This window comes from Acinetobacter sp. YH12239 (assembly GCF_013417635.1).
GTDB lineage: Bacteria > Pseudomonadota > Gammaproteobacteria > Pseudomonadales > Moraxellaceae > Acinetobacter.
Genome location: NZ_VPDP01000011.1, coordinates 22,260 through 48,428 on the forward strand (window position 1 = coordinate 22,260; position 26,169 = coordinate 48,428).

Below are 26,169 nucleotides of genomic sequence, written 5' to 3' on the forward strand. Positions count from 1 at the left end.
ATCTGAACTATGTGGTTAACTCGAATCAGTGTGAAATATCCTGTCTTTACGATCATGATGATGCTATGCCTGATGGTATTGGGCTTATCATCATGGCAACGAATGGGAGTTGAAGAATTCCCTGATGTCGATTTCCCATTTGTGGTCGTGTATACCACTTACCCAGGTGCTTCTCCTGAAACTGTTGAATCTGAAATTACCAAAAAGATGGAAGATCAGATCAATACGATCTCAGGTGTTAAACAAGTGATATCTCAGTCGAGTGAAGGACTCTCTACAATCATCACTGAGTTTAATTTGGATGTTCCTTCAACCGTTGCAGCTCAAGATATTCGAGACAAAATTGCGCCAGTGACAGCTGAATTTCGTGATGAAATTACTGATCCTATTGTTGAACGCTATGACCCTTCCGCAGGTGCCATCATGTCGGTGGTATTTGAGTCTGAGAATATGTCACACCGAGAGCTCAGCTCTTATTTAGATCAAAAAATTGTTCCTCAATTGAGAACTGTTCGTGGGGTAGGTACAGTTAACCTGCTAGGTGACTCGCAGCGTCAAATTCGTATTGAAGTTAATCCACAAAAATTACAAAGTCTTGGTGTTGGCGTTGATCAAGTCATTAACACACTAAAAGGCGAAAACATTGAAGTCCCTGGGGGCACACTCAAACAGTCAAATTCAGAGCTGGTTGTTGAAATTAAATCAAGAGTAATTCATCCCCAATCCTTTGGGGATCTCATCGTCGCGAGTAAAAATGGCACGCCAATCTACTTAAAACAAGTGGCTGAAATTTACGACAGCCAAGCTGAACTCGAGTCGAGTGCATTCATTAACGGTCAAAATGCTGTCGCGTTGGATATTCTCAGAAGCTCTGATTCAAATGTAATTGACGTTGTAGATGCGGCTTATAAAACACTAAACCGTATAGAACAACAACTCCCGCAAGGGACAACATTGAAAGTAGTTGTCGATACATCTCGAGGCATACGAGCAAGTATTGGTGATGTTGCCCGTACAATTATTGAAGGTGGTGTCCTTGCGGTTGTCATCGTTCTACTGTTTTTAGGTTCATTTAGATCGACGATTATTACAGGCCTTACCCTGCCAATCGCCTTACTTGGTACATTAACGTTCATTTGGGCTTTTGGTTTTACCATCAATATGATGACTCTTCTTGCCCTGTCTTTAAGTATTGGTCTTCTTATTGATGATGCAATTGTGGTACGTGAAAATATTGTTCGCCATGCTGATATGGGGAAAGATCATGTGACTGCTGCTTTAGATGGAACCAAAGAAATTGGGCTGGCAGTTCTCGCAACCACTTTAACTATTGTTGCGGTGTTCTTACCAGTTGCATTCATGGGCGGTATTATCGGTCGTTTCTTCTACCAATTTGGCGTGACAGTGAGTACCGCCGTACTGATCTCAATGTTTGTCAGTTTTACGCTCGATCCAATGCTCTCAGCACACTGGGCTGAACGTCATCATCCAAATAAAAAACCGAGCGCATTGAAACGCTTCTTCAATGGGATCTCAAATAAACTTGATTCATTAAATGAAGTGTATGAGCAGCTGCTAAAACTGGCACTAAGATTCCGCTTTCTAACAATTGTCGTTGCTGTTGCTTCACTGTTTGGCGCGCTCGCGCTATCGAAAATGGTGGGAACAGAGTTTGTACCTGTTCCAGACAAAGGTGAAATTCGGATCAAATTTGAAACACCCGTAGATGCTTCACTCGAATACTCTCAGGCAAAGTTAAAACAAGTTGAATCTATTATTCGACAGCATCCAGAAGTTAAAGGAACGTACGGCGTTATTAATGGGGTGACTGATCGCGGGAAAAACCACGTAAGCATCCGAGTCAGTTTGAGTCCTCGCCAAGAGCGCTCTCAGACACTGACTGATTTAACCAATGAGTTTCGTGATCGACTACAAACAGTGGCGGGTATTACCCTCACCTCTATTGCTTCAGCAGATGAAACTGTGTCTGGTGGTCAAAAGCCTGTCATGATTTCTATCAAAGGACCGGAGCTAGATGAATTACAAAAAATTTCTGATCGCTTCATGGTGGAAATGGCAAAAATTGATGGTGTCGTCGATTTAGAAAGCTCGCTCAAGGAGCCTAAACCTACCCTTGAAGTGCATGTAAATCGTGTACTGGCAAACGATTTAGGATTATCAGTCAGCCAAATTGCCAATGTGATCCGCCCTCTCCTTGCTGGTGATGATGTAACGACGTGGAAAGACGAAAAAGGTGAAACCTATGATGTCAATTTGCGCCTCTCTGAAGATCAACGTACGCTTCCAAGTGACATCAATAATTTATATTTAAAATCGCAAAAAGTGGATGCGAATAATCAACCTATCTTGGTTCCGCTCTCAAGCGTAACAAACACACAAGAAAGTTATGGTGCATCTCAAATCAACCGTCGTGATTTAGCACGTGAAGTCATGGTTGAAGCCAATACTTCAGGTCGACCTGCAGGTGATATTGGTCGAGATATTAAAGCATTGCAAGATAACTTCGAGATGCCTGCCGGCTATGGTTTTGAAACACAAGGTGCAAACGCAGATATGGAAGAATCGATTGGGTACGCTGTTACAGCCGTTACACTTTCTATTGTATTTATCTATATTGTTTTAGGCTCTCAATTCAATAGTTTTATTCATCCTGCGGCGATCATGGCCTCATTACCATTGTCATTGGTCGGGGTATTCCTTGCATTATTCTTATTTAACTCAACAATGAATTTATTTTCCATTATTGGCATCATCATGTTAATGGGATTAGTAACCAAGAATGCGATTCTCCTCATTGACTTTATTAAGAAAGCTATTGATCGCGGTGAGACACGTTTTGATGCCATTATTGCTGCAGGTAAAACACGACTTAGACCCATTCTGATGACCACGAGTGCGATGGTCATGGGTATGGTGCCATTGGCATTAGGCTTGGGTGAAGGAGGTGAACAAAGTGCTCCGATGGCGCATGCTGTCATTGGGGGCGTCATTACATCCACCCTGCTGACCTTAGTTGTCGTTCCCGTTATCTTTACTTACTTAGATGACTTTAAGAATTTTATGGTGCGTCAAACACGAAAATTCATGTCATAATGTAGAGAATTGTCATGAGGTGTCATTTAAAATGCTCACCTCATTTTTTATCGTATAATCTTATGCTTTAACGCTCATTATTAGGACAAATTCCATGCGCGCGAGTCGCTTTTTATTTGCAACGTTAAGAGAAACCCCAAGTGATGCTGAAGTAATCTCTCATCAGCTGATGCTTCGTGCGGGTATGATTCGTAAATTGGCTTCAGGATTATATTCTTGGTTGCCAATGGGCGTACGTGTGTTAAATAAAGTCGAAGCGATTGTTCGCGAAGAAATGGACCGTGCTGGTTCACTACAAGTATTGATGCCTGTGACCCAACCAGCAAGTTTATGGGAAGAATCTGGTCGCTATGTGCAATATGGCCCAGAACTTTTACGCTTTAATGACCGTCACAACAACCCGTTTGTTCTCGGCCCTACACATGAAGAAGTCATTACTGATTTAGCGCGTAACGAACTCAAAAGTTATAAACAATTACCCGCTAATTTCTACCAAGTTCAAACTAAATTCCGTGATGAAGTTCGTCCTCGTTTTGGCGTTATGCGCTCTCGTGAATTTGTGATGAAAGATGCTTACTCATTCCATGCAGATCAAGCTTCATTACAAGAAACTTACGACACGATGTACGATGCCTATTGCCGTATTTTTACTCGTTTAGGTTTAGACTTCCGTCCAGTTCAGGCGGATACAGGTTCAATTGGCGGTTCAGGTTCGCATGAATTCCATGTATTGGCATCTAGCGGTGAAGATGATATTGCATTCTCAACTGAATCAGATTACGCAGCCAATATCGAAATGGCTGAAGCGATTCTTGTAGGTGAACGTGCTGCACCAACTCAAGAATTAAAAATTGTTGAAACACCAAATCAAAAAACTATAGCTGATGTATCTGCTTTCTTAGGTACCGATGCAAAACAGTCTGTCAAAGCTTTGTTGGTACAAGGAATCGCTGAAGAAGGTAAAACTGCGCCTGTCGTAGCACTATTCCTTCGTGGGGATCATGAGCTAAACGAAATCAAAGCTGAGAAACATCCGCTGATTGCATCACCACTTACATTTGCAACTGAAGAACAACTGAGTGCTTTAGGCTTAACCGCTGGTTTTGTTGGTCCTCAAGGTCTGGTCGAAAAAGGGATTAATGTCATCGTTGACCGAGCAGCCTCAGTATTGTCTGACTTTGTTGCAGGTGCAAACGAAGCAGGCAAACATGCGACAGGTGTGAACTGGGAGCGTGATGCTCAATTCACTGAAGTTTATGATCTTCGCAATGTTGTTGAGGGTGATCCATCTCCAGATGGTAAAGGTGTACTTCAAATTAAACGTGGTATTGAAGTTGGTCATATTTTCCAATTAGGTCAAAAATACTCTGAAGCTCTGGGCTGCAAAGTATTAGGTAAGGATAGTAAACCATTCACTGTAACAATGGGTTGTTATGGTATTGGGGTGACTCGCGTAGTCGCGGCTGCCATTGAACAAAATTACGATGAAAAAGGAATTATTTGGCCTGCTGCTATCGCGCCTTTCCATATCGCAATCGTTCCGATGAATGCTCATAAATCACCTCGTACTGTAGAGGCTGCTGAAGCACTTTATGCAGAACTTCAAGCTGCTGGTTATGACGTGCTTTTAGATGACCGTGATGAACGACCAGGCGTTAAATTCTCTGATATCGAAATTACAGGTATTCCGCACCGTATTGTTATCGGTGAAAAAGGTTTAGATGCTGGTACTTTTGAGTACAAAGGTCGTTCTGATACTGAATCAAGCAACCTGAGTAAAGAAGAAATACTCGCTAAAATCGCCCAATAATTTGAGCATAAAAAATCCCGCGATTCGCGGGATTTTTTATAGACCGTTGATATTCACTTTCAAATCTTTCACAGATGTACCAATAGCCCCAAAGCTCCCCATTGAGCCATTCGCTAAACCATTAAAGACCGTCGGGCTACTCGCCCCCTCACGTCCCAACATCATATTGTTGAGACCAACATTCATTTTACTAGATTGTCCTGTATTTCCGATGTAAATACCTGAAGGTGCAACACCTGCATGGAAACCAGATAATGAAAAACCATTGTTTTGATCAGTAGCTTTAGCCTGAAAATCGAATTTTGCAGATGAATTACCAGATACGAATGCAATAGGACAGCCTGTGCCACAGATTGATTGAATTGCGCCTCCAAATTGGACCATGTAGCCTTGTGGCACATTACCTAATTGAACATTGATTTGGGGACGTTGAGATTGATTTAATGTAATTTCAAAGTTTCGATCAGCACTGCCTATTTCTAAAATTTTAGCGACGCCAGGTACCAATTGCTTCAGATCATTATAAATCGATTTAGTTTGTGTAGCACTAGACACCTGATTACTGCTGGCGATATAAAGTGCGAATGGACTCAATTTAACCCCCGTAATTTGCTCCGCAAAAGTGATACCTATATTGGCAAATGGCGTGCCATTGCCTCCGTCTGTATCAATTTTTGCATTGATTGTAGACGAACCAGGGGTATGACCTAAAAATTGAACCTGAATTGGATTACCAGTTGGACCTGCGACCACTAAGCCAGCAGCTTGTGAATAATTTTTTCCTAATATTGGATCTTTAATTCCGTCTTGATCAATGATCACAGCCTGTGTGAACTCGATCTTATCCATTCCAATACCAATGCTGATCCCATCTTGACCAGTAGTAGATGAAAGAGACTGATCATCTAATGGTTGCATAGCAAAACATGGAAAACCCACCGCAGCAGTCAAAATAAGCAAACTGAATCGTTTTGTTTTTATCATATTCATGAATTTATCCCTCAACTTTCTATTTTTACTTATTAATTTCGAGGTGTAATGCGCAATTCACTATTCAAGCGACCGCCAGTAATAGCCAATTCACCTAAACGAGCGCCAGCACCTACAGTTGGAGGATAGAAGTTGATGTCTCTTGCTCTAAAAACACCTGAAGTTGTCTTTTGAGGATTGAACATCAAGGCAGCATTCACACCAAATTGTCCCGCACCATTTTGATCTTTACTAACAACCAATGCATTATTAAATGCAATTTTACCTGTCAAACGGTCTAAACCAAGTGTTGAACCATTATGAGGATCGGTAATTTGGAAGGTGTTATTGTCACCTTTCAGCTCTAATTCACCTACAAAAGTTAAGTTCTGACCATCTTCAGCAGCATTGTTTGGAATTAAAGAAAAATCAACATCACCACCAAGACGTGATTTCACCACAAACATCACATCATCAGCTAAAGCAAAATTGTTGTCTGGAGATGAACTTCGCGTAGAACATCCTGCTGCTCCACTATTTAATTTACAGGTTTTATAAATCGTACCTGGCAGATATCCCGCAGCAACTTCTGTTGATAGAACAATCAACATATCGCGCAAGCTGACATTTACACTACCATTCTCTACGCCCATATTTCCTGTACCCTTCGCGTACAGATCAATATTACGTAAACCCATATAGTAATCGGTTGATGTTGCCGTATCTCCACTGCCCACCTTACCTCCATCAACCACTAAAATTGACGTGGTTTTATTACCTAGCGCTTGACCATTAGCTCGATCTACCCCAGAGGTACTCATTGCAAAAGACAAACCAATTCTTGAGGTATTACCCGCTGTAGCAATCATGTTTTTAACAACATCGGAGCCTGCTAAAGTGTAATAAAAAGCTTGATCTGCACGAACTGATGTTCCATATAGAGCAAGATTGGCATTTAGATTATAAAAAGGCAGTGCCAAGCCCCACTCATTTTTAACATTTGTATTCGCAAACAAGTTAGCTGCTGGTGTTCCTGCACTATTGGTAAAACGTCCACGACGGGAAATAGACTGAAATTCAGCACCACGAATCGCAGCAATCAAGCTGTATGGATTATCACCTGTTACTGCATTATGAATTTGGTGCTGATAATCAGTTGCTAAGGTTAAATAACTTCCATTACCAAAACGACTTTTTTGGAACACTTCGTTTTCAGGTAAGCGCAGTGTCTTTGTATCGGCTAAATTGAGATACACATTACCACTGTCAAAAGATGCTCGAGTATTTGGTCTTAACCCTGTTAAGTTACTAAATTCAAAACCGTATGCATTTAGACCTGCCCCACCAATTTCTAAAGTCGTTGCTTGTCCATCACTTCCGAGCATTGAATCATTGTCTTTGGTAAAGTCAGCTTTCATACGGAATCCGATTCCAGAATCACCAATTACACTATTACTGGATGAAGCCGTTGGACTATTGGCATTTCCTAGAACACTTTCATTGCCTTTTGTACCACGAAATTGCAACGATGAATTGACCATTCGCCCGCTGGCACCTACACGGATGAGACCTTTAGCTCCTTGAGGATTATTCGTATTGCTATTTAAAGCATATGGGTCATTTGAACTCACGTTCTTATTCAACATGACTTCGATATTTAGACCTGAGTTTGTTGTTTCACCCTCAGCACCTGACTTACCATTACCATAGGTTCCTGTGTTAATAAAACCTGCTTTTTTTGAAGCCGAATTTGCAACACGGTTTAAATCCACATAACCCAAATTATCATTAGGCGTACTACTCATACCGGCAACATTATCTGTCGACCCTGTACGTGTATTCGACTGCATTCTCAATCCCTCAACCTCATCGACAAAAATGGCACCACGTGCTTTGAAGTTGAAGTTGAAGTTATTTAAAACAAGTTGGTTGAGTTGATTTCGTGCATCAGTCTGCCCTAAATAGATATTGGCATTTTTAATCCCTAGTGCGATTTCGCTAAGGTTCTCTTTGCTGAATAATCCGTGAATCGTTCTAAGCGATAAATCAGTATTGGAAGTAGTTTGTAAAGCCAATTGACCCATTGAAAAACTACAACGGCTTGAGCTCTCATTATCACAAATTTTGAGATTATTCATGGTCACTAAAGCAGGTGTCACACTGGCATTGAAGTCTAAACCTGCTTGGTTCGCATTGCTTCCAGCATTAATTTTAATATCTGCCCCTAATGTTTGATTAGAGACATTACTTTTTCGAATAGAGACATTATCTGCTGTTGCCTGCAATGTATTATTGGTTGCTCCACTACTGCCACGACCTGCTTGATCTTGCCAATAGACCTGATCCATGTTGGCTTCAGTCAATGTTGTCGATATATGCACACCATCTTGACCATTTACATTTCGTAAAGCTTCATCATGCATCACTTCTAAAGCAATGGCATGACCGCTTGCAAGCAAGATACTCAGGCTTAATGCATTCATAACCAGCAATGAGCTGTGATTATATTTTTTATTGTTCATCACATTTCCTTATGCATGTCTAATTTCAACAACGCTGGTGACTGCCGTCACAACCAAACATCATGACTTTACCCTGAACAGCTAAATTACCATTCATTTTTAAACCCATAAAACCAGTTTCTCGCCCATGGTCATATGCAGAACGAGGAGCATTAGATGAATCATAACGTGTCACTTGCAGGTAACCATAGTCAGCAGGACTTGTTCCTACACCCTCAGTGGTGGCATTACTGGTAAATTTATCCTGACCAAAAGCCAAAGCATCAAAACCAAAATTACGAATTTGAATTGGCTTAGATGCATCAAAGCTTAGTTGCATCGCTGCTTTAAGCTGATCAGTACCAGAATCATTTTTATAGCTGAGATCTACACCATCCAAGCCAATCTTTTGAATATTTAGAGTGCCCTGAATCCCTTTAAAAACAAGCCATAATTTAAAACCATCTGTACTACTTGCTTGACCATCTTTGATATAGCGATTATTGACAGCAAGCGCGAGACGACAATATTCCACATCCTTACACAGTGCATCATCAAACACATAACGTTGAACATTATTCTCAGTCACTAACTTTTGGTTTAAAGAAAGTTTTAATGAGAGATCAGCTCCAGCTTGTCCTTCAACATTTTTTAAAGCTTCATCTGACATGGGCTCAAGTGCATAAGTCATTGATGCTATAACACTGAATAGGACAGCGACTAATGAATTTTTCATGAATGCTCTCCTATAATCCTTTTGTGGTGATTTTCATATGCTGAATAAGAACACCATCAATGACCGCAGAACCCATATTTTTAAAATTTGACGGTGGCAATGCGGCATTAGGCGTTTGGGGAATTGGATTGACTGCACCAAAACTTATACCTACTGCATCTGATCCTTTATAAGCACTTAAAGTATTATTCGCAGCGTTATAAGAAGTACTTCCAATAGTGATACTGCTATGTGTTGCATTCGTCCCTTGATAGCCATTCAAACCATTGTTACCACATTTATAAAAGTTACAGGTTGAGCCCGCATATTCTGTCGAGTTTGGATTGCTATAATCTGTGTATATTTTTTTATAAATTTCAGGTTTATTTGGAATACGCGTGAGTTCCAAACTAAAGTTTTTACCATCAGATCCTAGAATCAAAGGCTGATAGAGTGAACCCAATACGATATTGGCATTCAAATTATGAATAAAGATACCCTCATTGGCATCAAATACTGGTGCCAGAGTATTGTTGATGGCAGGGGTTTGTAAATTAGGAGTGTCTGATGTTTCACGCGTACTCAATCTGAGAATATTGGCTGTTTTATTCCCCGTCGTCAGATTTTGACCATCACCTGAGTTCAAACGCACAAGTCCAGCAACACCCAAGGTGTTGTTATAAAATGCACTCATGCCTGCTTGGTTACTTGCACCATTTAAAGTTTGAAAGATTTTTATATTACTTCCATTAATGGAAAAATTATTCCAAATGGCCTGTAAACGAAGTCGATTAGCACGATCCGCATTACTCGTTCCTGCTTTTTCACCCAATTGGTAAAGTAGTGGATCCCCTTCTTTACGAGAAGGATCAAGTACAAAAGCATCCGCCCACATGGCCATCTTCAATTTGTAAGCATCAAGACCATTGGCTGCATCCGTAGGACGAACTGTGTCCATTAATGGGGCTTCAAGCGTCAAGAATGGAACCTGACAGCTAGGATCATTACTTATACATGTTTTATTTAAATCAAAATTTGGAACCTGATTTTCAGTACCGACTCGAAGTAGCCATGGATTGGTTGCTGTTCCCCATGATCCTATACGTGCATCTTTATCTGTCGCAGCTAAGCGCGTATTGTGATTATTATCAGATTTAGATAATGCGAGACCATACACGAACAAATCAGCCTTACCCACAGAATGATCTTCTGACCCTACTGTTCCATTTTTATTGGTATCCAATGCCGCATCCGTTAGCGGGCCCACTGGAATGAGATGAATATAACCCGTATCTTTTTGGCGATTCATTAAATCTGCCGCAGTTGAATTTTCCCCTTGAAAAACAAAATAAGCATCTTGAGGAATCATGGCGACACCCTCTCCAGTCGTCGCGCTTAAATTTTCATCCGAAAGAGGCTGCAATGCATAGACCGAAACTGTAATAAGCGTCATTAAACTTGCAAGTAAAGTCTGATTAAATATGTTCGTATAATTAAGTGCCATCTCGACCTTCCCGTATACGATGCCTTGCACCATATTTATATTTTTAATTGTTCAGAGAAGAATTCCATGCTTCTCTTTTAATATTAAGATTACATCACAGTTTATAGTATATAAATGAAGTGGAATTTGCAAAAAATTGCGATTGGGTTGGCATTTTTTCCGATAAATGAATAAGCTCAATTTTTAAGACACTTATAAAAAAAAGCAAACTCATTGAGTTTGCTTTTTGCATGAAGTCTTACAATTGAATACTTAGGTTTTAGGTAAAGTTACACCTGTTTGACCTTGGTATTTTCCACCACGATCTTTATAAGATGTTTCACACACTTCATCAGACTCAAAGAATAACATTTGAGCAACACCTTCACCAGCATAAATACGTGCAGGTAAATTGGTTGTATTTGAAAATTCCAAGGTCACATGACCTTCCCACTCTGGCTCAAGTGGCGTCACGTTTACAATAATACCGCAACGCGCATAGGTTGATTTACCTAAACACACCGTCAAGACATTACGTGGGATACGGAAGTATTCTACTGTACGAGCAAGCGCAAATGAGTTAGGTGGAATAATACACACGTCAGCTTCGATATCGATAAAACTTTTATCATCGAAATTTTTTGGGTCAACAATAGCAGAGTGAACGTTTGTGAACACTTTGAACTCACGTGCACAACGAACATCATAACCATAGCTTGAAACGCCATATGAAATGAGTTTTTGACCATTTTCGTCTAAACGAACTTGGTTTTCTGCATACGGTTCAATCATGCCGTGTTTTTCGCTCATTTCGCGAATCCAACGATCAGACTTAATTGCCATTTATTTATTCCCAGAATACATATTCAATTACTGCGCTGTACTTTAACTGAAAACCCCGTCAATGGAAATAACCCACGATTTGTATTCCTGTTCAGTCTGCTGCGGTGAATCCTCTTAAAGACTTAACAATGCCGAATAACTCATTGGAATTGAGAAACTCATCAGGACTAAGGATGCTGTTTTTTGCATATTGGACTGGTTTAACCATTTAATTTTATTATTGGCTAACAGCGACCCAATGAGTGTCCAAATAAAAGCGATGGGTAGGAGCAATAAAATAAACATCAACATGTGCGCAATATAATCATCTACACTCACCCAAACAATAGCAGGGAAAATAGCCGATGCAAAAAGCAAAGCTTTAGGATTAAGTAAAGTTGCACAGAATAATTCAGAAGCTTTAATGGTGGGCTGATTCAACTGATGTTCTACGTTGGCAGTGCGCCATAATTTGATGGCCAGATAGATAATATAGAATGAACTAAATAATTTTAATATCACTGGCAAAATTGGCAAATGAGTGGTGACACGACCAATTAAAAATCCCCATGCAGTGATGGCAATAAGATAGCCTAATGCTTCCGCGGGTATTAAGCGAAATGACTTTTTAATACCTACCTGTATGCCTGAAGATGCAAGTAAAGTATTGGTTGGTCCGGGTGTGAATAAAATCGTGGTAACCAACGCAATAAAGAGCCATGAAATCATAGGATGACCTCGCTGATAATGCGCTCAGATTAATCAGGTTTATTTCAATTGGCAAAATATTATTTGTGTGAAAATTTCTCAAGAATGAAACACAATTTTTTTTGTAATATTTTTCATCAGGTTAGTTTGTCATTTAAATTATCACTCTGAAGTCACACAATGTAATCGAAACGAAAAACATGATGTACTCTTGCAAAAATGCTTATAGCACGTTCTTTATCGATGAAATTCAGCATCACAGTCCATTCACGCTGTGATGCTGAGTTCAAGCATTAATTTGACTGTTGTTCAGCTTCTTGAACCTGAATATTTAAAGATTTCTTTTGGAATTCTTCAGGATAATCAACATAAGGAATAATGGCAGCAGAAGCTGTCGTTGACAGAATGAGAGAAATCATAACCATCTTCATTGCAGTGATTGAACGCATTTCTATACCCATATAACGTGAAATTTCACAAAATATTTTAGGTAGAAAAATTAGAGTAAATAATCCTAAAACGACGAACGGTCAACAAAAAAACCTGCCTAAGTCAAACTTAGACAGGTTTAACATTAAGTCTTTTCAAATACTTAGAAAATCCGACTTTGATCTCTTTCAGCTTTAGGCAATGCAGCTGCAATCTTCTGTGCAATTTCAATATAACTATCTGCTGCATCATCACCAATCAATACAGATGGTTTACCTTCATCGGCATGCTCTCGTATTTTCGCATTCAATGGTAAACGTCCAAGTAATGGAATATCGTATTGCTCCGATAACTTATCACCGCCACCAGTACCGAAGATTTGCTCTTCATGGCCACAGTTTGAACAAATATGTGTCGACATATTTTCCACCACGCCCATCACAGGAATTTGAACACGGTTAAACAATTCAATACCTTTGGTCGCATCCATGAGTGCCACGTTTTGTGGTGTCGTCACGATCACTGCACCGGTCACTGGAATACGTTGTGCCAGAGTTAATTGAATATCCCCTGTTCCTGGTGGCATGTCGATCATCAATACATCAAGGTCAGGCCAAAGGGTTTGGTTGAAAAGTTGCATCAACGCGCCTGTTGCTTTTGGACCACGCCAAGCCACAGGAGTATTGTGATCTCCTGTCAGATGACCAATTGACAACACCGCCATACCAAAAGCATCCAACGGTACAAAATGTTCTGCCTCGATCATTGGGGTTTTACCGGCATTGCCAAGCATCGTTGGGATACTTGGACCATAGATATCTGCATCCAATACACCTACTTTCAGCCCGAGCTTTTGTAATGCCAAAGCTAAATTGACCGTAGTGGTTGATTTGCCTACACCACCCTTACCAGACGAAACTAAAATCACGTTCTGGATACGTGGATGCTTAGGTACATCACGTTGCTGTGGTGCAGCTTTTTGAATCGGTGCTTCTTCTTGTTGAGGTTGGTAATTCGCATTCGCTTGTTTTACCGCATCCTGGCTTGAAGATGCATCTACAACAGGAGGCAAATTGTTTTTTGGGGCCTCAGCTTTTTTACTTGAACAGCTTTCACCTGCTGCATGGTTGTGCCCACAGCCACCTTGTTGTTGAGCATGACTTCCAGTTTTCTGCTGAATGACATGCATATTCAGCTCTTTAATCCCACACTTTTCCAAAGCATCAGCGAGTTCATCGTGAATTTGCTGTAACTTATCTTTTTCACTTGGCACGGTATTAATGGTAATTTGAAGTACATCACCTTCAACATTGACTTGTGTAATTCGATCTTTCAAAAAATTGTCAGAATTCGGCAAAACGTAGTGTTGTAATACGTGTTGTACAGCCTCCTCATTCACCTCCTTTGACGGTGAAAAAACAGATTTGAGTGAAGAAAGCCACGACATACCGTACTCCAAGTCTGGACAGAAACTGATAAAGGAATAGTTTAACGAGAAATATCAACAAGGTTAAGCAACAATATATTGATCCCCGTTTGAATAGAAATATGTTAGTCGAATTCCAACTAAATTAGTCAGCTTTTTTATTATTTTTATTGGTGTATTTCCGATGCTGTCATTGATAAGGGCTATAAACTTGATTTCACTGTTAAACACCTTGATTCATGTTGCAAGTGATTCATTCCTTCAACAAATAGCAACACAATAGCGAATTTTTCACATTAAAATTGAAAAGAATATAAAACCAAAATAACATTTCGATATGTCTTTGAAACAAATAAATCTGAAACTTAAATTAAAAACACGCTCAATAACTGCCTTAATGAGCACAATACTCCTTCTACCAATTTTAGGCTATGCCGCCAATGAATCCCGAAGTTTTCGTACTCCTTCAGGACAAATCATCAGCTTAGGTGACTCTTATGCAAAATTAAGCTCACACATGAAGCAGACGCCGACTTCAACACAAAATTATGAATGGAAAGAAGGAAAAAATCGTTTTACGGCTTATAGCTATACCTACGAATTTCATGATCTGATTTACACGTTTACTGTGGTGAATAATGAAATTAGAAAAATCGAATGGATTAGAAAAAATTAAAAAAAAAGCTCATCTAATGATGAGCTTTTTTGTGATCAATTTACTTTTTCAGTTGATCAATTTTCTCTGATGCTTTTGCTTTAAGATCCGCAAATTTTTCACTCGCTTGATCTTTTAGGTCATGCAATTTATCTGCTGCTTGCTCTTTTAAATCTACCGCTTTATGTTTTAAATCATCTAAAGTTGAATGCGCTTCAGAAGAATGTTGCTGCGTATCATGTTTTAGATCATTCAGTTTTTTTTCACCTTCAAGCTTGGCTTCTGCTGCACCATGCTTCACTTGATCCAATGCTTTCTCGCCTTTCAGCTCAGCTTCCTTCGCCTTCAATTTCAGATCATCGCCGAGTTCTGAAGCTTTGTTTTTTAAGTCATCAATTTTATTATTCGACATCTTCAATCCTCTTTATCGCTTTGATAGTGAATCTTAGTTATATCGAAGATTTGCTGTGCTCATCGTAAATGTTTCGAATCACTACAATTTCTCACATGATGATGTAGAACAACACTACGCTGTAACTTTTGAGTTGAAAATGATGAATTTAGGAGCGAATATTCGACATAAAGTTCAATGCAGAAAACAACCAAATAAATAAAATAAAGCTTCGTGCTTGTGTGAAATGCTCGACATCCGTGCCATGCAAAATATTATGACGTGTCGCGGTCACATTCGAGCTTGAATCCATTTTATAAGCCGCGAGTTCTGCAAAGTATGGATTAAGCTCAATGGCAATCTTAGATTTATGCCAAAGGCTCTTAATTTCATTGCCTTTCAAACCTGGTACAATTTTATAAACATCGACTAACTTGGTGCCATTTTGCTTTAAGAAACCTTGTTGAATCAGCACATCTGTCAGTAACCCTTCAAGTTGGGCATAGAGTAATGGTACACAACCTGCATAACAGCCGAGTTTATACATTTTAAAAGCTTCGATAATCACAGGACGACGCAAGGCTTTATTCTGCTCATCAATCTGTATAGCATCGAAAGTGGTCAACACATCTTTTTGAAAAGCTTCAGTGTTAATAACATCAAGTAAGTTAAAACTTTGCACATCTTCATAAGCATGAATTTGTTGCCAAAAGTGCATCAGATTTAACGCATCATTGGCAACTTTCGAACCGACAGGTTGATCCAACTGATCGGCAAGCACATTAAAATATTCATCTTGCTGGGCAAGTTCAGTCAGATGCCCGATTAAAAAGGTATGCTCACCCTGTGTAATTTGATCAAGATAATCTTGTGCCTGAGTCAGAGTCTGTTTACCTAAATTTGGCAAGTCCTGCACATTAGATTTAATTCGCTTTATAGGTTGATTGAACTCAAAATCATCTTCCAACTCATACATTTTTCATTTCACTCAATTTTTCGATGATATCAGCCCCTAATGTTCTTGTATTTTTATCATTACCTCTACTGTTTTTTGTATTTATATTAATTTCTCTCGCTAAATTTATTAAAATCGGCTTCACTGGCGCCTGTATAACTTTGTTTTTAAGGATAGTAATCGTTTTATTGGAAAATTTTTGAATACAATAGTCTTGATAAAATACCTCTTGAACTATTACAGCATTTTCATTGATGATATTTATTTCATATCCCAAAGAATCGGCTTTATCTAAAATAGATTGAATATTACCAATCCCCCACTGATTAGAAATTACAAATTTTCCTTCTTCCAAATTAAGAACTTCGTATTCGTTCATGAAATATCTTGAAGATTCATTTGTAAATGCATCATTGAACTCTCTAAATAGTTTCTTTCCTTTCCTTAGATCTTGGGGAAATTCCTCTAAAAGCTGTCTATATGATGTTATGCCTTTATTTTTAATATGTTCATGTATGATTTCTAATACTAATTTCCGCTTATTTAATTCTTTACCATTAAATAAATATCTTGAATTATCTCTTACAGCTATACTTTTCTGTTTTTCTCTTCTTTCTTCAGCTTTTTTCTGTGCTTTAACCTGATAATCTTTTGCCTCTGGTAAAGGTATAATTTGTTGAATATCTAATAAAATATTATCTTCAAATTTGTATGGCTTCATTCTTACACATGTTATATCAAGATCACGTTCATTCAACCAAATAACAGATGTAGTCAATTCTTTGGAAAAGTCAGCCGAAACTAAAACTATTCGAACATCATTGCCAAAATTAGTTTCATCTAATTCAATTTCTACGAAGTTTTCCAAATCTGCTAGTGCTTCTTCCTTTGTTAAATCAATATCACCATTTTTATGTTTATAATTTCGATAAACATCTACTGCATGTTCAAGTGTCATAGTCGAAATCATTGAAGCATAACGGAGAGCTTGTAGCTCCATATGATCACCAGAATCTGTACGTTTTAGTTCAATAATTACTAAATTTGCTTGCTGATCAATTGCTAGTAGATCTATTCGTTTACGTGAAGAATCCCATTCAGCATATTCTTCTGCCAAAATTAAGCAATTTGGTGCTACCACACTAATATTTTGTTGTATTGCTTTCTGTAAATCTTGACGTTCTAGGATCGACTCACTAGCGAAATTAGTAGTAGCAACTTGATTTAACTGTCCATTTTTTAAAGAAAATATGCTCATATAATTTCTATTGATTAACTATTTCTATTTAAGGTTAGCATAAACCTTTACTTTGTATTCCCTCGCGCATCAGGTAAAATCATGCACCTTGCATAAAATACGAATGAGAGAGTCAGATCCGTGCGTAATATCTTAGTCACTAACGCCCTTCCATACGCCAATGGCCCGATCCATATGGGTCACTTACTCGGTTATATCCAAGCAGATATTTGGGTACGTGCGATGCGTGCAATGGGTCATAACGTGACTTATGTCTGCGCGGACGATGCTCACGGTACAGCAATTATGCTGCGTGCTGAAGCCAACGGCATTTCACCTGAACAGCAAATTGCCAACGTGCAAAAAGAACATGAGCGTGACTTTGCCGGCTTCAAGGTTGATTTCGATCACTACGACTCAACCAACAGCGCTGAAAACCAAGCTCGCGCTTCTGAGATTTATATTAAGAACCGTGAAGCAGGCAATATTGCGGTGCGCCCTGTAACGCAATTGTTTGACCCTGAAAAAGGCATGTTCTTATCAGACCGTTTTATTAAAGGCACATGCCCGAAATGTAAAGCGGAAGATCAATACGGCGACTCATGCGAAGTCTGCGGCACAACCTACAACGCAACTGAATTACTCAATCCAAAATCGACTTTAAGCGGTGCGACTCCTGTTGAGAAATCTTCAGATCACTACTTCTTTAAACTACCAAACTTTGGTGAATACCTACAAAAATGGACACGTGACGAAGGTCGTTTACCTGTGTCGATTGCCAATAAGTTAGATGAATGGTTTGAAGCAGGTTTGTCTGATTGGGATATTTCTCGTGATGCGCCATATTTTGGTTTTGAAATTCCAGATGCGCCAAACAAATACTTCTACGTTTGGGTGGATGCGCCGATCGGCTATATGTCGAGCTTTGAAAATTACATCAAAACCAAACGTCCTGACCTAAGCTTTGATGATTATTGGAAAAAAGATTCTCAAAATGAGGTGTATCACTTCATTGGTAAAGACATCGTTTACTTCCACGCATTGTTCTGGCCTGCAATGCTTGAAGGTGCAAACTACCGCACGCCAACAAGCTTATTCGTGAATGGTTTCTTGACTGTAAATGGTCAGAAGATGTCAAAATCTCGTGGTACGTTCATTAAAGCGGAAACGTATTTAGAACATTTAAACCCTGAATATTTACGTTACTACTTCGCATCTAAACTTTCTGACAAAGTTGAAGATTCTGACTTGAACCTTGATGATTTCGTTCAAAAAGTGAATTCTGACTTGGTGGGTAAAGTCGTGAACATCGCAAGTCGTTGTGCGAAATTCATTAACACCAAGTTTGACAACAAACTTTCTGCGACTTGTGCAGAGCCTGAACTCGTTCAAAGCTTTATTGATGCAGGTGATTCAATTGCGCAAGCATACGAATCACGTGAATTCTCAACAGCGATTCGTGAAATCATGGCGCTTGCAGATAAAGCCAACCAATACATCGATGAGAAAAAGCCTTGGGCTTTAGCCAAAGTTGAAGGCGAAGAACAACAAGTTCATGACGTATGTTCTGTAGGTATTAACCTGTTCCGTCAATTGGCGGTTTACCTTGCGCCTGTATTGCCAACATTGGCAGAACAAGTTCAAGCGTTCTTACAGTTAGACAGCTTTAACTTTGAATCTCGTAAGCAAATCTTGGTTGCGCATGAAATTGCATTGTTCAAACCATTGATGCAACGTGTTGACCCGAAAGCAGTGGCTGCAATGGTCGATGCATCTAAAGATTCTTTAGCTGCCCCTGCTGAAGCACCAAAAGCTGAAAAGAAAAAAGAAAAAGCCAAAGAGAAGAAAGCTGAGCCTAAAGTCGGTGAAGCTGAAATCATTAATATTGATGATTTTATGAAAGTTGACCTACGCGTGGCTGAAGTTCTTGAAGCCGCTCACGTTGAAGGTTCTGACAAACTTCTTCAATTGACTTTAAATGTTGGTGAAGCTGAGCCACGTAATGTGTTTAGCGGTATTCGTGAGTTCTATGAGCCTCAAGACCTTAAAGGCAAATTGGTGGTGATGGTGGCTAACCTTGCGCCACGTAAGATGCGTTTTGGTATTTCTAACGGTATGGTTTTAGCTGCGGGTAATGGCGACGGCGTTTGGGTGATTTCACCTGAAACTGGTGCGAAGCCAGGTGATAAAGTGTCTTAATTGATAGATTAAGATAAGAAGAAGCCTCTACTGATGTAGGGGCTTTTTTATGCCTTTAAGTTCCCTCTCTTTTTTAAAGTATGAGCGTTATAACGCGCAAGAGGGAGAGGATTTATTAAATCACTGCCCTGCTTTAAGATTAAAACTCAATTTTCATTGCGTAGGCATTACCTTACTTTTGAAAGATCAAAAGTAAGGCGAGAACATATAACGCTATTTTTCCTAACTTTTAATAGAAGGAAAACAAAAAAGCCTCTATCTAGTAGAGGCTTTTCTAATACAGCTAGAAAATGAATTACTCGACTGCAATCATCACTTTCATCGCATTTTCATCTGCTGCATGCTTAAACACATCGTACGCTTTTTTAAACTCAGCAAACTTAAACTGGTGCTTCCTCAACTTTTCTAACGGTAATTTGCTCGAACAACAAGTTTTCAGCGACATGCCTATATCCCTCACCCCGACCCTCTCCCATAGGGAGAGGGAGAACGCATTACTATAATAATTTCGTGCAGTTCCCTCTCCTTTTAGGAGAGGGTTAGGGAGAGGTCATTTTATAAAACAACTATAAATATGATAAAAAAGAAGTAATCCTTTAAAATCTAAAAGAAGCCTATGAAAACTTTAAAACCCCTATTCTTCGCATTCGCCCTAAGTACCACATCTTTCACCACTCAAGCCGTTGAACCCACCAACATCCCAACACAAAAACAAGTCGCTGGCTACTACCATCACCAAATCGGCAATACTCAAATCACCGCCCTACTTGATGGTACAAACTACCTCAATCCATCTATGTTTAAAGGCTTAAGCGACAGTGAAAAAACTGAGATTCTTAAAAAATACGCTGCGGTGAACGACAAAGGCATCCAAACCTCAGTCAACGCCTTTCTCATCAATACAGGCAACCAACTACTGATGGTCGACAGCGGTGCTGCTAGCTGCTTTGGCACACACTTAGGTTCAATCTATAACAACCTCAAAGCATCGGGCTATCAGCCTACGCAAGTGAATGGTATCTTCCTCACTCACTTACACCCTGACCATGTTTGCGGTATCTCAAACAACAGCGTAGCGAATTATCCAAATGCGACACTACATATTTCAAAAACCGAATATGACTATTGGCTGAGTCCAAACACCGTAAAAAAACTGCCAAAAGATAAGCAAGCAGGCTTTTTAGGAACAATTGAAAAAATCAAAGCAGCACTTGGGCCATATGAAAAAGCGAAACAAGTAAAAGTCTTTTCAGACAAATCTTTACGCTTCGGCGATGTCGAATTTAAACCATCCTTTGGTCATACACCAGGACATTACAGCTTTAAACTGAAAACTGATGGTCAGGACGTGATATTTATTGGTGACATCGTACATTCACATACCTTGCAGTTCGACAAACCTGAAACAGCAATTGAGTTTGATCTAGACCCACAAACGGCAATACAAACTCGCTTAAAACATTTTGCTGAATATGCCAAAGATGGACAGTTGATTGCAGCACCGCATTTACCCTTCCCGGGGCTTGGGCACATTTATTCCAAAGATGGACAAAGCTACCAATGGATACCGGTTCACTTTAAAGATTAAACTAAAGTCACGTAATGGTTGAAATTTCAAGTATTTTTATTTAAAGTTCCCTCGCTTAAAAACGGGGGTAAACTAATGAAAAAATTATTAATTTCAATTATCGCAGCAACTTCAGTATTGGCGACAGGCTGTTCAGTTCGTATGGCTGATATGACAGTTGCTTCAACTAAAAACTACAATCTTAACTCAAATCAGTTCGTGAAAGGTGAACGTGTAACAGGTGAAGATAAGGTCCCAGTTGTCTTGTTCCCTTTAGGGGTTCCAAACTTTAAAACTGCTGTAGATCGTGCTATTGAAAAAAATCGTTGCGCTGTGGCTCTTTCTGATGTGGTGATCACTCAATTGAATCAAGCATTCATTGTTGGTCAAATTGGTTATCGTGTAGAAGGTACACAAGTAATTGACCGTTCACAGCCTGAATGTAAGAAATAAGATTTTAAAAAGCCTCTAATACGTTTAGAGGCTTTTTTATTGGCGTATTTAAATCAAAAATTAGGTGTCTAAATTTACGTTCTGTCTTCGGTCAATATATTCAACATAACCTCGCCCCTTACGTTCAGTTCCATTCAGCAAACCACTCCACTGATAAGAACTCACATAACCTGCGGCTAAACCATAACAATATTCCGTATCTGCCACCGCAAGAATATCTAACACTTTCTCACCTTGATGATGCGCAATCCATCTAAAAGACTGAGGCACCTCCATTTCAAAACCGTCAGGTGTTATTTTCGGATCAGGCTTTAATGCAATCACTTGAAAAGCAACCTCACCATCATATTGGATAGAGGTACCATCAATATGGCGATAAGACACGGCGGTATAAGTAGGTTCACCTGCAAAACCGATATAGGCCAAGACCAATTGTGACTCATCATCTATGTTGATGACTTGATAACTAAAACTGTCTAACGGCACCAATCCTGTGGTCGGTTTAATCGGACTCGGCAACATTGAACTTGAGACTGCTTTCCAATGTTCTAGTGTACATAGTCCTTTAACTTCAACACGTTTTCCATGTTGGGTGAGATGACCTTCATATTGCATCAATACACTAAAGTGCTGATATAACATGCTATGTGCAAACCACGTAATGGCAGGCGTTGGGGTTAACCAAATATCAACTTGCAGATCATCACGTTCAGATACTAGATGATAACTCCCTTCAATTTCAGCAAGGAAAGATTCTCGACCAAACTCAACCTTAAATGGCTTTTGATGGAATACAATTTCGTCTTGAATATTATAAATGCGGAAGGCTTCTTCATCTGTCGATAAGGCTGTTCCATGGACCAAAGTAGCGGTATTTTCAGGACTAAGACCAGAAATCGACTTGGGTAAATGCGTTATCTTCGCACCGACATCACCAATGACAGAAGCATAGGATAGATATCGAAAAGGCTCAGGCAAATCTGGAATCATAATTCCATAATGCGTACTCGCGAATTGACGATGAAAAACATGCGCGTCTAAATTATATTCGCGCGGTAAAAGTGCTTGTTCTTCTGGCTCTACTGCACCCAAAAGGTTTTTGGCCATTTGACCCAATTGATAGTAGAACTTTTGTTGTAGACTTTTATTTTTTGAATGACTACTGAGGAGAGAATACATAACAAACTCACAAACAATGAGAGATGTTTACACCCTAAACAACCTCTCCTCAGTTCTTTATAGCTGATCAGGACTGGCAAATGTGAATTCAGGTCAGATCATAAAAATTGTTAGACAATATTAAAAATGTGATCTACTTCACACCAAAAATCAATTTCAATCCGAGCACAGACATCACAATGCCCGCACAACGATCAAATACTTTCTTAAATTTTAAATATACCGCACGCGGCTTTTCCGCTGATAATGCAACCGCCACCAACGAGCACCAACCAGCATCGATAAAAAAGCACAGCATTGGTAACACAAAGTAAAAATACAACGGAATCTCTTTGGGTAATAAAGCTGTGAAAATACTGGCAAGTACAATGGCAATTTTAGGATTCGACAGTTGAGTAATTAAGCCTGTGGTAAATGCACGTCGTAAACTCATCGGGTGCGATGCAGAATGATCAGCTTCGATTGGATCTTTGGCATGTTTAATGATTTTATAAGCCAAAAACAATAAATATAATCCACCGCAGATTTTCAAAGCCAAATATGCTGAAGGCACTGCAAGTAAGAATGCCTGTAAACCTAATACTGCCAATAAACCAAAAATCGCAGCACCGAGACCAGTTCCTAGTGCAGTAAATAAACCATGTTTACGCGAAATAGCGATTGAATTTTTAGCGACATAGATTGAAGTCGGCCCCGGACTCATTGCGCCCAGTAAAAGTGCTGCTGCAATCGAACCTAAAATCCAAATTGATTCCACATTAATTCCATAGTAGATGATTGATTTATCGCGTTATTCTACTTGGAAGCCTTATGAATATTTCCCTAATTATTTGAGTGATTTTTTTAAATATTAAAATTATTCACTATTTATTTCATTATTTTTAGCGAATTAATTTACCGTATAAATTAAATACAATTGATTTTATAAAAAATAGCCAAGTCATGCTAATCATCATCTGACAGTGCTTCATTATATGCAGTTTCGTGCGGAGACAGACGATAGTCCCTTTCCTGTACAGGTACGCCAGCAATAACCATACTTCGTGCTTCAGTTTTCGGTTTGTTTAGAAAATCCTGCTCACAGCCTAAGGCCGTTAAAACGAACAAACCCAATAATAAAATGGATAAAGCTTGCTTCATGCCGCCCTCCCAAAATTCCGTTTTCTTTCAGATTAGCACTTTTGATTATTTTTTAAACATATTTTTCACTGTTTTTTTAATTTCTCCGAGTAAGAGCTAAGATTCGAAATCCGCTATACTCTTAAAAAACCAAATTCTCGCACTATGTTTGATACGATAGCCCAACAGGTTCAAGATCAGGAAATTTCTTTAAATGGTTTAAACATCACCGTTCGCCGTTTAGACCAAATTCATCCACATATCTCTGGAAATAAGTTTTATAAACTGAAATACAATTTTATTGAGGCAAAACGTCAAGGCTTTGAGAATGTAATGACCTTTGGTGGGGCTTATTCAAATCATATTGCCGCCACAGCGTTTGCTGCGCATCAATTTGGCTTTCAGTCTATTGGGATCATTCGTGGTGAAGAACTCAAAAACTCAGCACGCAATCACACCCTCGCTACCGCAGAACGTTTTGGTATGGCGCTGCATTTTATCTCACGAGATGCATATCGACACAAAAATGATCCTGAGTTTTTAGCTCACTTAGCGCAACGCTTTCCTGAAAGTTATCTAATTCCAGAAGGTGGCACCAACTCGCTTGCCATTCAGGGCACTCAAGAAATTTTAAAAGATGCTGATCAGACCTTTGACTTCATTTGTTGTGCTGTCGGAACAGGCGGTACGATTTCAGGCTTGATTGAGCGCAGTTTAAACCATCAAAGAATTATTGGATTTTCTGCATTAAAAGGCAATTTTCTGAATGATGAAGTAAAACTACTAACGGGTAAAAACAACTGGCATATCACGGATGATTATTGCTTCGGAGGCTATGCCAAAACCCAACCCGAACTGATTCAATTTATTGAAAAGTTTGAATATGAATACCGTATTCCACTTGAACAAGTCTATACCGGAAAAATGATGTTTGGCATTCATGATCTTATACAACAAAACTATTTCCCTAAAAACGCTAAAGTTTTAGTCATTCATTCAGGCGGGCTTCAAGGTCGAACGATTTAGTTGATCTTCATCCTGCTTCTGTTCGCTTGAATTAATCCGATAATGCTCAGTTCATCGTAATTTACCGTTATAATTGCGCTGTTTCGTTTTTTGATTATTTTCATGTCTTCCAAGCAATACGATGTTTTAGTAATAGGTGCGGGTGCATCTGGTTTAATGACCGCATATATGGCTGCTCAACGTGGGCGTCGTGTCGTGGTGGTTGAAAAAGCCAATAAAGTGGGGAAAAAAATTCTCATGTCAGGTGGCGGTAAATGTAACTTTACCAATCTGTATGTTGAGCCTGATAACTATATTTCACATAACCCGCATTTTGTTATCTCAGCACTCACTCGTTATACCAATTGGGATTTCATTGGATTGATCTGCGAATATGGCATTGAATACGAAGAACGTAAACACGGTCAGCTCTTTACCCTCAACGGCGCGAAAGAAATCTTGGCCATGTTACTTGCTGAGTGTGATAAAACTGGTCTAGTCGACATCAAGACCAGTTGCGAAGTGAAAGTCGTCAACGCCCTTGAGGAGCACGGTTTTCAAGTGGCAACCAATTTAGGTTATTTTGAAGTTGAATCTGTCGTGGTCGCATCTGGTGGTCTCTCAATTCCGACGCTTGGTGGCTCAGGCATTGGCTATGAGATTGCTAAACAATTTGGACACTATGTTTATCCGACTCGTGCAGGTCTAGTCCCCTTTACTTTTTCTGATGGTTTCAAAGAAGTGACGACACGACTCAGTGGAAATGCTGTTGAAGCGACATTAAGCAATCATCTCAATAGCTTTACTGAAGCACTCTTGTTTACGCACCGTGGTTTAAGTGGTCCAAGTTCTTTACAGCTCTCAAACTATTGGGATGTCGGTCAAAGTTTTAAAGTCGACTTTTTACCAAGTATCGATCTCTTGAATTTTTTTAAAACTAAAAAACAAAATCAACCTAAAGTGTTACTTCGCACCTTACTCGCTGAACACTTACCGAAGAGTGTCGTAGTTGAATTGCAACAGTTGATTTGGATGGATCAAGCTGAAATATCAATCGGGAATATCAGTGATGAGAAGCTAGAGGCGATTGCCCAGCGCCTTCATGCATTTGAAGTTAAACCTTCTGGGACTGAAGGTTACCGTACGGCTGAGGTGACTTTAGGTGGAGTTGATACCACTGAAGTTTCCTCAAAAACAATGGAAAGTAAAAAGCAAAAAGGGCTTTTCTTCGTCGGAGAAATACTCGATGTAACGGGCCATTTAGGTGGATTTAACTTTCAATGGGCTTGGTCATCTGCACATGCTGCATCTGAGTATGTCTAATTAACAACAAGTATTGTTCATTTTGTAATTAAAGGGGCATCCTTTGCCCTCTTTGACTATCATCCCTATTGATCAATCGAATGCTTCATTATTCATTTATCTTTTCTAA

At 39.4% G+C, this 26,169-nt stretch carries 22 protein-coding genes and 1 pseudogene; 8 read left to right on the forward strand and 15 right to left on the reverse strand.

The annotated features are described in order from the left end of the window. Nucleotides 1–9 precede the first annotated feature (9 nt). Together FTV17_RS10550 and FTV17_RS10555 are read left to right on the forward strand one after the other, a co-directional pair. The gene (locus FTV17_RS10550) at nt 10–3,114 is read left to right on the forward strand and encodes an efflux RND transporter permease subunit (protein WP_179999372.1); all 3,105 of its coding nucleotides are present in this window, start codon (nt 10–12) and stop codon (nt 3,112–3,114) included. A 94-nt stretch (nt 3,115–3,208) separates the two neighbouring features. Then, complete coding sequence (locus FTV17_RS10555) at nt 3,209–4,924, forward strand: proline--tRNA ligase (protein ID WP_179999375.1); 1,716 nt, start codon at nt 3,209–3,211, stop codon at nt 4,922–4,924. Between the two features lie 36 nt (nt 4,925–4,960). Here FTV17_RS10555 and FTV17_RS10560 read toward each other — a convergent pair whose 3' ends face one another. The 8 genes and pseudogenes from FTV17_RS10560 to apbC form a co-directional block, all read right to left on the reverse strand. Then, complete coding sequence (locus FTV17_RS10560) at nt 4,961–5,914, reverse strand: DUF6160 family protein (RefSeq protein WP_257219929.1); 954 nt, start codon at nt 5,912–5,914, stop codon at nt 4,961–4,963. Between the two features lie 32 nt (nt 5,915–5,946). Further along, complete coding sequence (locus FTV17_RS10565; protein WP_179999376.1) at nt 5,947–8,415, reverse strand: DUF6160 family protein; 2,469 nt, start codon at nt 8,413–8,415, stop codon at nt 5,947–5,949. A gap of 25 nt (nt 8,416–8,440) precedes the next feature. Beyond that, complete coding sequence (locus FTV17_RS10570; protein ID WP_179999378.1) at nt 8,441–9,130, reverse strand: hypothetical protein; 690 nt, start codon at nt 9,128–9,130, stop codon at nt 8,441–8,443. 106 nt (nt 9,131–9,236) lie between these two features. Beyond that, a pseudogene (locus tag FTV17_RS10575) lies at nt 9,237–10,646 on the reverse strand (hypothetical protein); the annotation flags it as partial. A 219-nt stretch (nt 10,647–10,865) separates the two neighbouring features. Further along, a complete protein-coding gene (gene dcd, locus FTV17_RS10580) occupies nt 10,866–11,435 on the reverse strand; it encodes a dCTP deaminase (protein WP_004694514.1) in 570 nt (189 codons plus the stop codon). A 114-nt stretch (nt 11,436–11,549) separates the two neighbouring features. After that, complete coding sequence (locus FTV17_RS10585; RefSeq protein WP_179999382.1) at nt 11,550–12,143, reverse strand: LysE family translocator; 594 nt, start codon at nt 12,141–12,143, stop codon at nt 11,550–11,552. A gap of 272 nt (nt 12,144–12,415) precedes the next feature. After that, entirely contained in the window at nt 12,416–12,571 is a 156-nt protein-coding gene (locus FTV17_RS10590; RefSeq protein WP_179999384.1) for a hypothetical protein, read from the reverse strand. A 143-nt stretch (nt 12,572–12,714) separates the two neighbouring features. After that, entirely contained in the window at nt 12,715–13,998 is a 1,284-nt protein-coding gene (gene apbC, locus FTV17_RS10595; RefSeq protein WP_179999386.1) for an iron-sulfur cluster carrier protein ApbC, read from the reverse strand. Nucleotides 13,999–14,374: 376 nt separating this feature from the next. On the opposite strand from apbC, the gene FTV17_RS10600 reads away from it, so the two are divergent. Further along, nucleotides 14,375–14,653: a hypothetical protein gene (locus FTV17_RS10600; protein ID WP_179999388.1), complete on the forward strand. Its 279-nt coding sequence runs from the start codon at nt 14,375–14,377 to the stop codon at nt 14,651–14,653. Between the two features lie 40 nt (nt 14,654–14,693). Here the strand turns inward: FTV17_RS10600 and FTV17_RS10605 are convergent, their stop codons facing one another. The 3 genes from FTV17_RS10605 to FTV17_RS10615 form a co-directional block, all read right to left on the reverse strand. Continuing rightward, the gene (locus FTV17_RS10605; protein ID WP_179999390.1) at nt 14,694–15,044 is read right to left on the reverse strand and encodes a hypothetical protein; all 351 of its coding nucleotides are present in this window, start codon (nt 15,042–15,044) and stop codon (nt 14,694–14,696) included. Nucleotides 15,045–15,192: 148 nt separating this feature from the next. Next, nucleotides 15,193–15,999, reverse strand: coding sequence for a hypothetical protein (locus FTV17_RS10610; RefSeq protein WP_179999392.1), 807 nt, complete (start codon nt 15,997–15,999; stop codon nt 15,193–15,195). After that, a complete protein-coding gene (locus tag FTV17_RS10615; protein WP_179999394.1) occupies nt 15,992–17,236 on the reverse strand; it encodes a hypothetical protein in 1,245 nt (414 codons plus the stop codon). The genes FTV17_RS10610 and FTV17_RS10615 overlap by 8 nt, the downstream gene beginning before the upstream one ends. A 120-nt stretch (nt 17,237–17,356) precedes the next feature. Here FTV17_RS10615 and metG point away from each other — a divergent pair, with 120 nt between their 5' ends. Further along, nucleotides 17,357–19,414, forward strand: coding sequence for a methionine--tRNA ligase (gene metG, locus FTV17_RS10620; RefSeq protein WP_179999396.1), 2,058 nt, complete (start codon nt 17,357–17,359; stop codon nt 19,412–19,414). A 295-nt stretch (nt 19,415–19,709) separates the two neighbouring features. Here metG and FTV17_RS10625 read toward each other — a convergent pair whose 3' ends face one another. Beyond that, the gene (locus tag FTV17_RS10625) at nt 19,710–19,859 is read right to left on the reverse strand and encodes a hypothetical protein (protein ID WP_306669586.1); all 150 of its coding nucleotides are present in this window, start codon (nt 19,857–19,859) and stop codon (nt 19,710–19,712) included. Nucleotides 19,860–20,030: 171 nt separating this feature from the next. On the opposite strand from FTV17_RS10625, the gene FTV17_RS10630 reads away from it, so the two are divergent. Next, a complete protein-coding gene (locus FTV17_RS10630) occupies nt 20,031–21,002 on the forward strand; it encodes an MBL fold metallo-hydrolase (protein WP_179999398.1) in 972 nt (323 codons plus the stop codon). A 75-nt stretch (nt 21,003–21,077) separates the two neighbouring features. Then, nucleotides 21,078–21,434 (forward strand): hypothetical protein, encoded by a 357-nt coding sequence (locus FTV17_RS10635; RefSeq protein WP_035267298.1) that lies wholly within the window; start codon nt 21,078–21,080, stop codon nt 21,432–21,434. 60 nt (nt 21,435–21,494) lie between these two features. Here the strand turns inward: FTV17_RS10635 and FTV17_RS10640 are convergent, their stop codons facing one another. The 3 genes from FTV17_RS10640 to FTV17_RS10650 all read right to left on the reverse strand — a co-directional run bounded on the left by FTV17_RS10640 (nt 21,495) and on the right by FTV17_RS10650 (nt 23,753). After that, nucleotides 21,495–22,613 carry a DUF6670 family protein gene (locus FTV17_RS10640; protein ID WP_179999401.1) on the reverse strand — a complete coding sequence of 373 codons (1,119 nt, stop codon included), beginning with the start codon at nt 22,611–22,613 and terminating at the stop codon, nt 21,495–21,497. A 133-nt stretch (nt 22,614–22,746) separates the two neighbouring features. Next, the gene (locus FTV17_RS10645) at nt 22,747–23,370 is read right to left on the reverse strand and encodes a LysE family translocator (protein WP_179999403.1); all 624 of its coding nucleotides are present in this window, start codon (nt 23,368–23,370) and stop codon (nt 22,747–22,749) included. Between the two features lie 188 nt (nt 23,371–23,558). Continuing rightward, the gene (locus FTV17_RS10650; protein WP_179999405.1) at nt 23,559–23,753 is read right to left on the reverse strand and encodes an NF038215 family lipoprotein; all 195 of its coding nucleotides are present in this window, start codon (nt 23,751–23,753) and stop codon (nt 23,559–23,561) included. A gap of 144 nt (nt 23,754–23,897) precedes the next feature. Between FTV17_RS10650 and FTV17_RS10655 the strand changes: the two genes are divergently transcribed. Next, complete coding sequence (locus FTV17_RS10655) at nt 23,898–24,758, forward strand: 1-aminocyclopropane-1-carboxylate deaminase/D-cysteine desulfhydrase (RefSeq protein WP_179999407.1); 861 nt, start codon at nt 23,898–23,900, stop codon at nt 24,756–24,758. A gap of 102 nt (nt 24,759–24,860) precedes the next feature. Further along, on the forward strand, nt 24,861–26,060 hold the full coding sequence (locus tag FTV17_RS10660; protein WP_179999409.1) for an NAD(P)/FAD-dependent oxidoreductase: 1,200 nt from the start codon (nt 24,861–24,863) through the stop codon (nt 26,058–26,060). Nucleotides 26,061–26,169 lie beyond the last annotated feature (109 nt).

What these genes read in the sequence shown, in the direction of transcription:
- apbC (WP_179999386.1), bottom strand. Translation starts at nt 13,998, where the DNA reads ATGTCGTGGCTTTCTTCACTCAAATCTGTTTTTTCACCGTCAAAGGAG.
- FTV17_RS10625 (WP_306669586.1), bottom strand. Translation starts at nt 19,859, where the DNA reads ATGTCGCTGAAAACTTGTTGTTCGAGCAAATTACCGTTAGAAAAGTTG.
- FTV17_RS10610 (WP_179999392.1), bottom strand. Translation starts at nt 15,999, where the DNA reads ATGTATGAGTTGGAAGATGATTTTGAGTTCAATCAACCTATAAAGCGA.
- FTV17_RS10585 (WP_179999382.1), bottom strand. Translation starts at nt 12,143, where the DNA reads ATGATTTCATGGCTCTTTATTGCGTTGGTTACCACGATTTTATTCACA.
- dcd (WP_004694514.1), bottom strand. Translation starts at nt 11,435, where the DNA reads ATGGCAATTAAGTCTGATCGTTGGATTCGCGAAATGAGCGAAAAACAC.
- FTV17_RS10565 (WP_179999376.1), bottom strand. Translation starts at nt 8,415, where the DNA reads ATGAACAATAAAAAATATAATCACAGCTCATTGCTGGTTATGAATGCA.
- FTV17_RS10615 (WP_179999394.1), bottom strand. Translation starts at nt 17,236, where the DNA reads ATGAGCATATTTTCTTTAAAAAATGGACAGTTAAATCAAGTTGCTACT.
- FTV17_RS10635 (WP_035267298.1), top strand. Translation starts at nt 21,078, where the DNA reads ATGAAAAAATTATTAATTTCAATTATCGCAGCAACTTCAGTATTGGCG.
- FTV17_RS10605 (WP_179999390.1), bottom strand. Translation starts at nt 15,044, where the DNA reads ATGTCGAATAATAAAATTGATGACTTAAAAAACAAAGCTTCAGAACTC.
- FTV17_RS10630 (WP_179999398.1), top strand. Translation starts at nt 20,031, where the DNA reads ATGAAAACTTTAAAACCCCTATTCTTCGCATTCGCCCTAAGTACCACA.
- FTV17_RS10660 (WP_179999409.1), top strand. Translation starts at nt 24,861, where the DNA reads ATGTCTTCCAAGCAATACGATGTTTTAGTAATAGGTGCGGGTGCATCT.
- FTV17_RS10555 (WP_179999375.1), top strand. Translation starts at nt 3,209, where the DNA reads ATGCGCGCGAGTCGCTTTTTATTTGCAACGTTAAGAGAAACCCCAAGT.
- FTV17_RS10650 (WP_179999405.1), bottom strand. Translation starts at nt 23,753, where the DNA reads ATGAAGCAAGCTTTATCCATTTTATTATTGGGTTTGTTCGTTTTAACG.
- FTV17_RS10560 (WP_257219929.1), bottom strand. Translation starts at nt 5,914, where the DNA reads ATGAATATGATAAAAACAAAACGATTCAGTTTGCTTATTTTGACTGCT.
- FTV17_RS10640 (WP_179999401.1), bottom strand. Translation starts at nt 22,613, where the DNA reads ATGTATTCTCTCCTCAGTAGTCATTCAAAAAATAAAAGTCTACAACAA.
- FTV17_RS10570 (WP_179999378.1), bottom strand. Translation starts at nt 9,130, where the DNA reads ATGAAAAATTCATTAGTCGCTGTCCTATTCAGTGTTATAGCATCAATG.
- FTV17_RS10655 (WP_179999407.1), top strand. Translation starts at nt 23,898, where the DNA reads ATGTTTGATACGATAGCCCAACAGGTTCAAGATCAGGAAATTTCTTTA.
- FTV17_RS10590 (WP_179999384.1), bottom strand. Translation starts at nt 12,571, where the DNA reads ATGCGTTCAATCACTGCAATGAAGATGGTTATGATTTCTCTCATTCTG.
- FTV17_RS10550 (WP_179999372.1), top strand. Translation starts at nt 10, where the DNA reads ATGTGGTTAACTCGAATCAGTGTGAAATATCCTGTCTTTACGATCATG.
- FTV17_RS10600 (WP_179999388.1), top strand. Translation starts at nt 14,375, where the DNA reads ATGAGCACAATACTCCTTCTACCAATTTTAGGCTATGCCGCCAATGAA.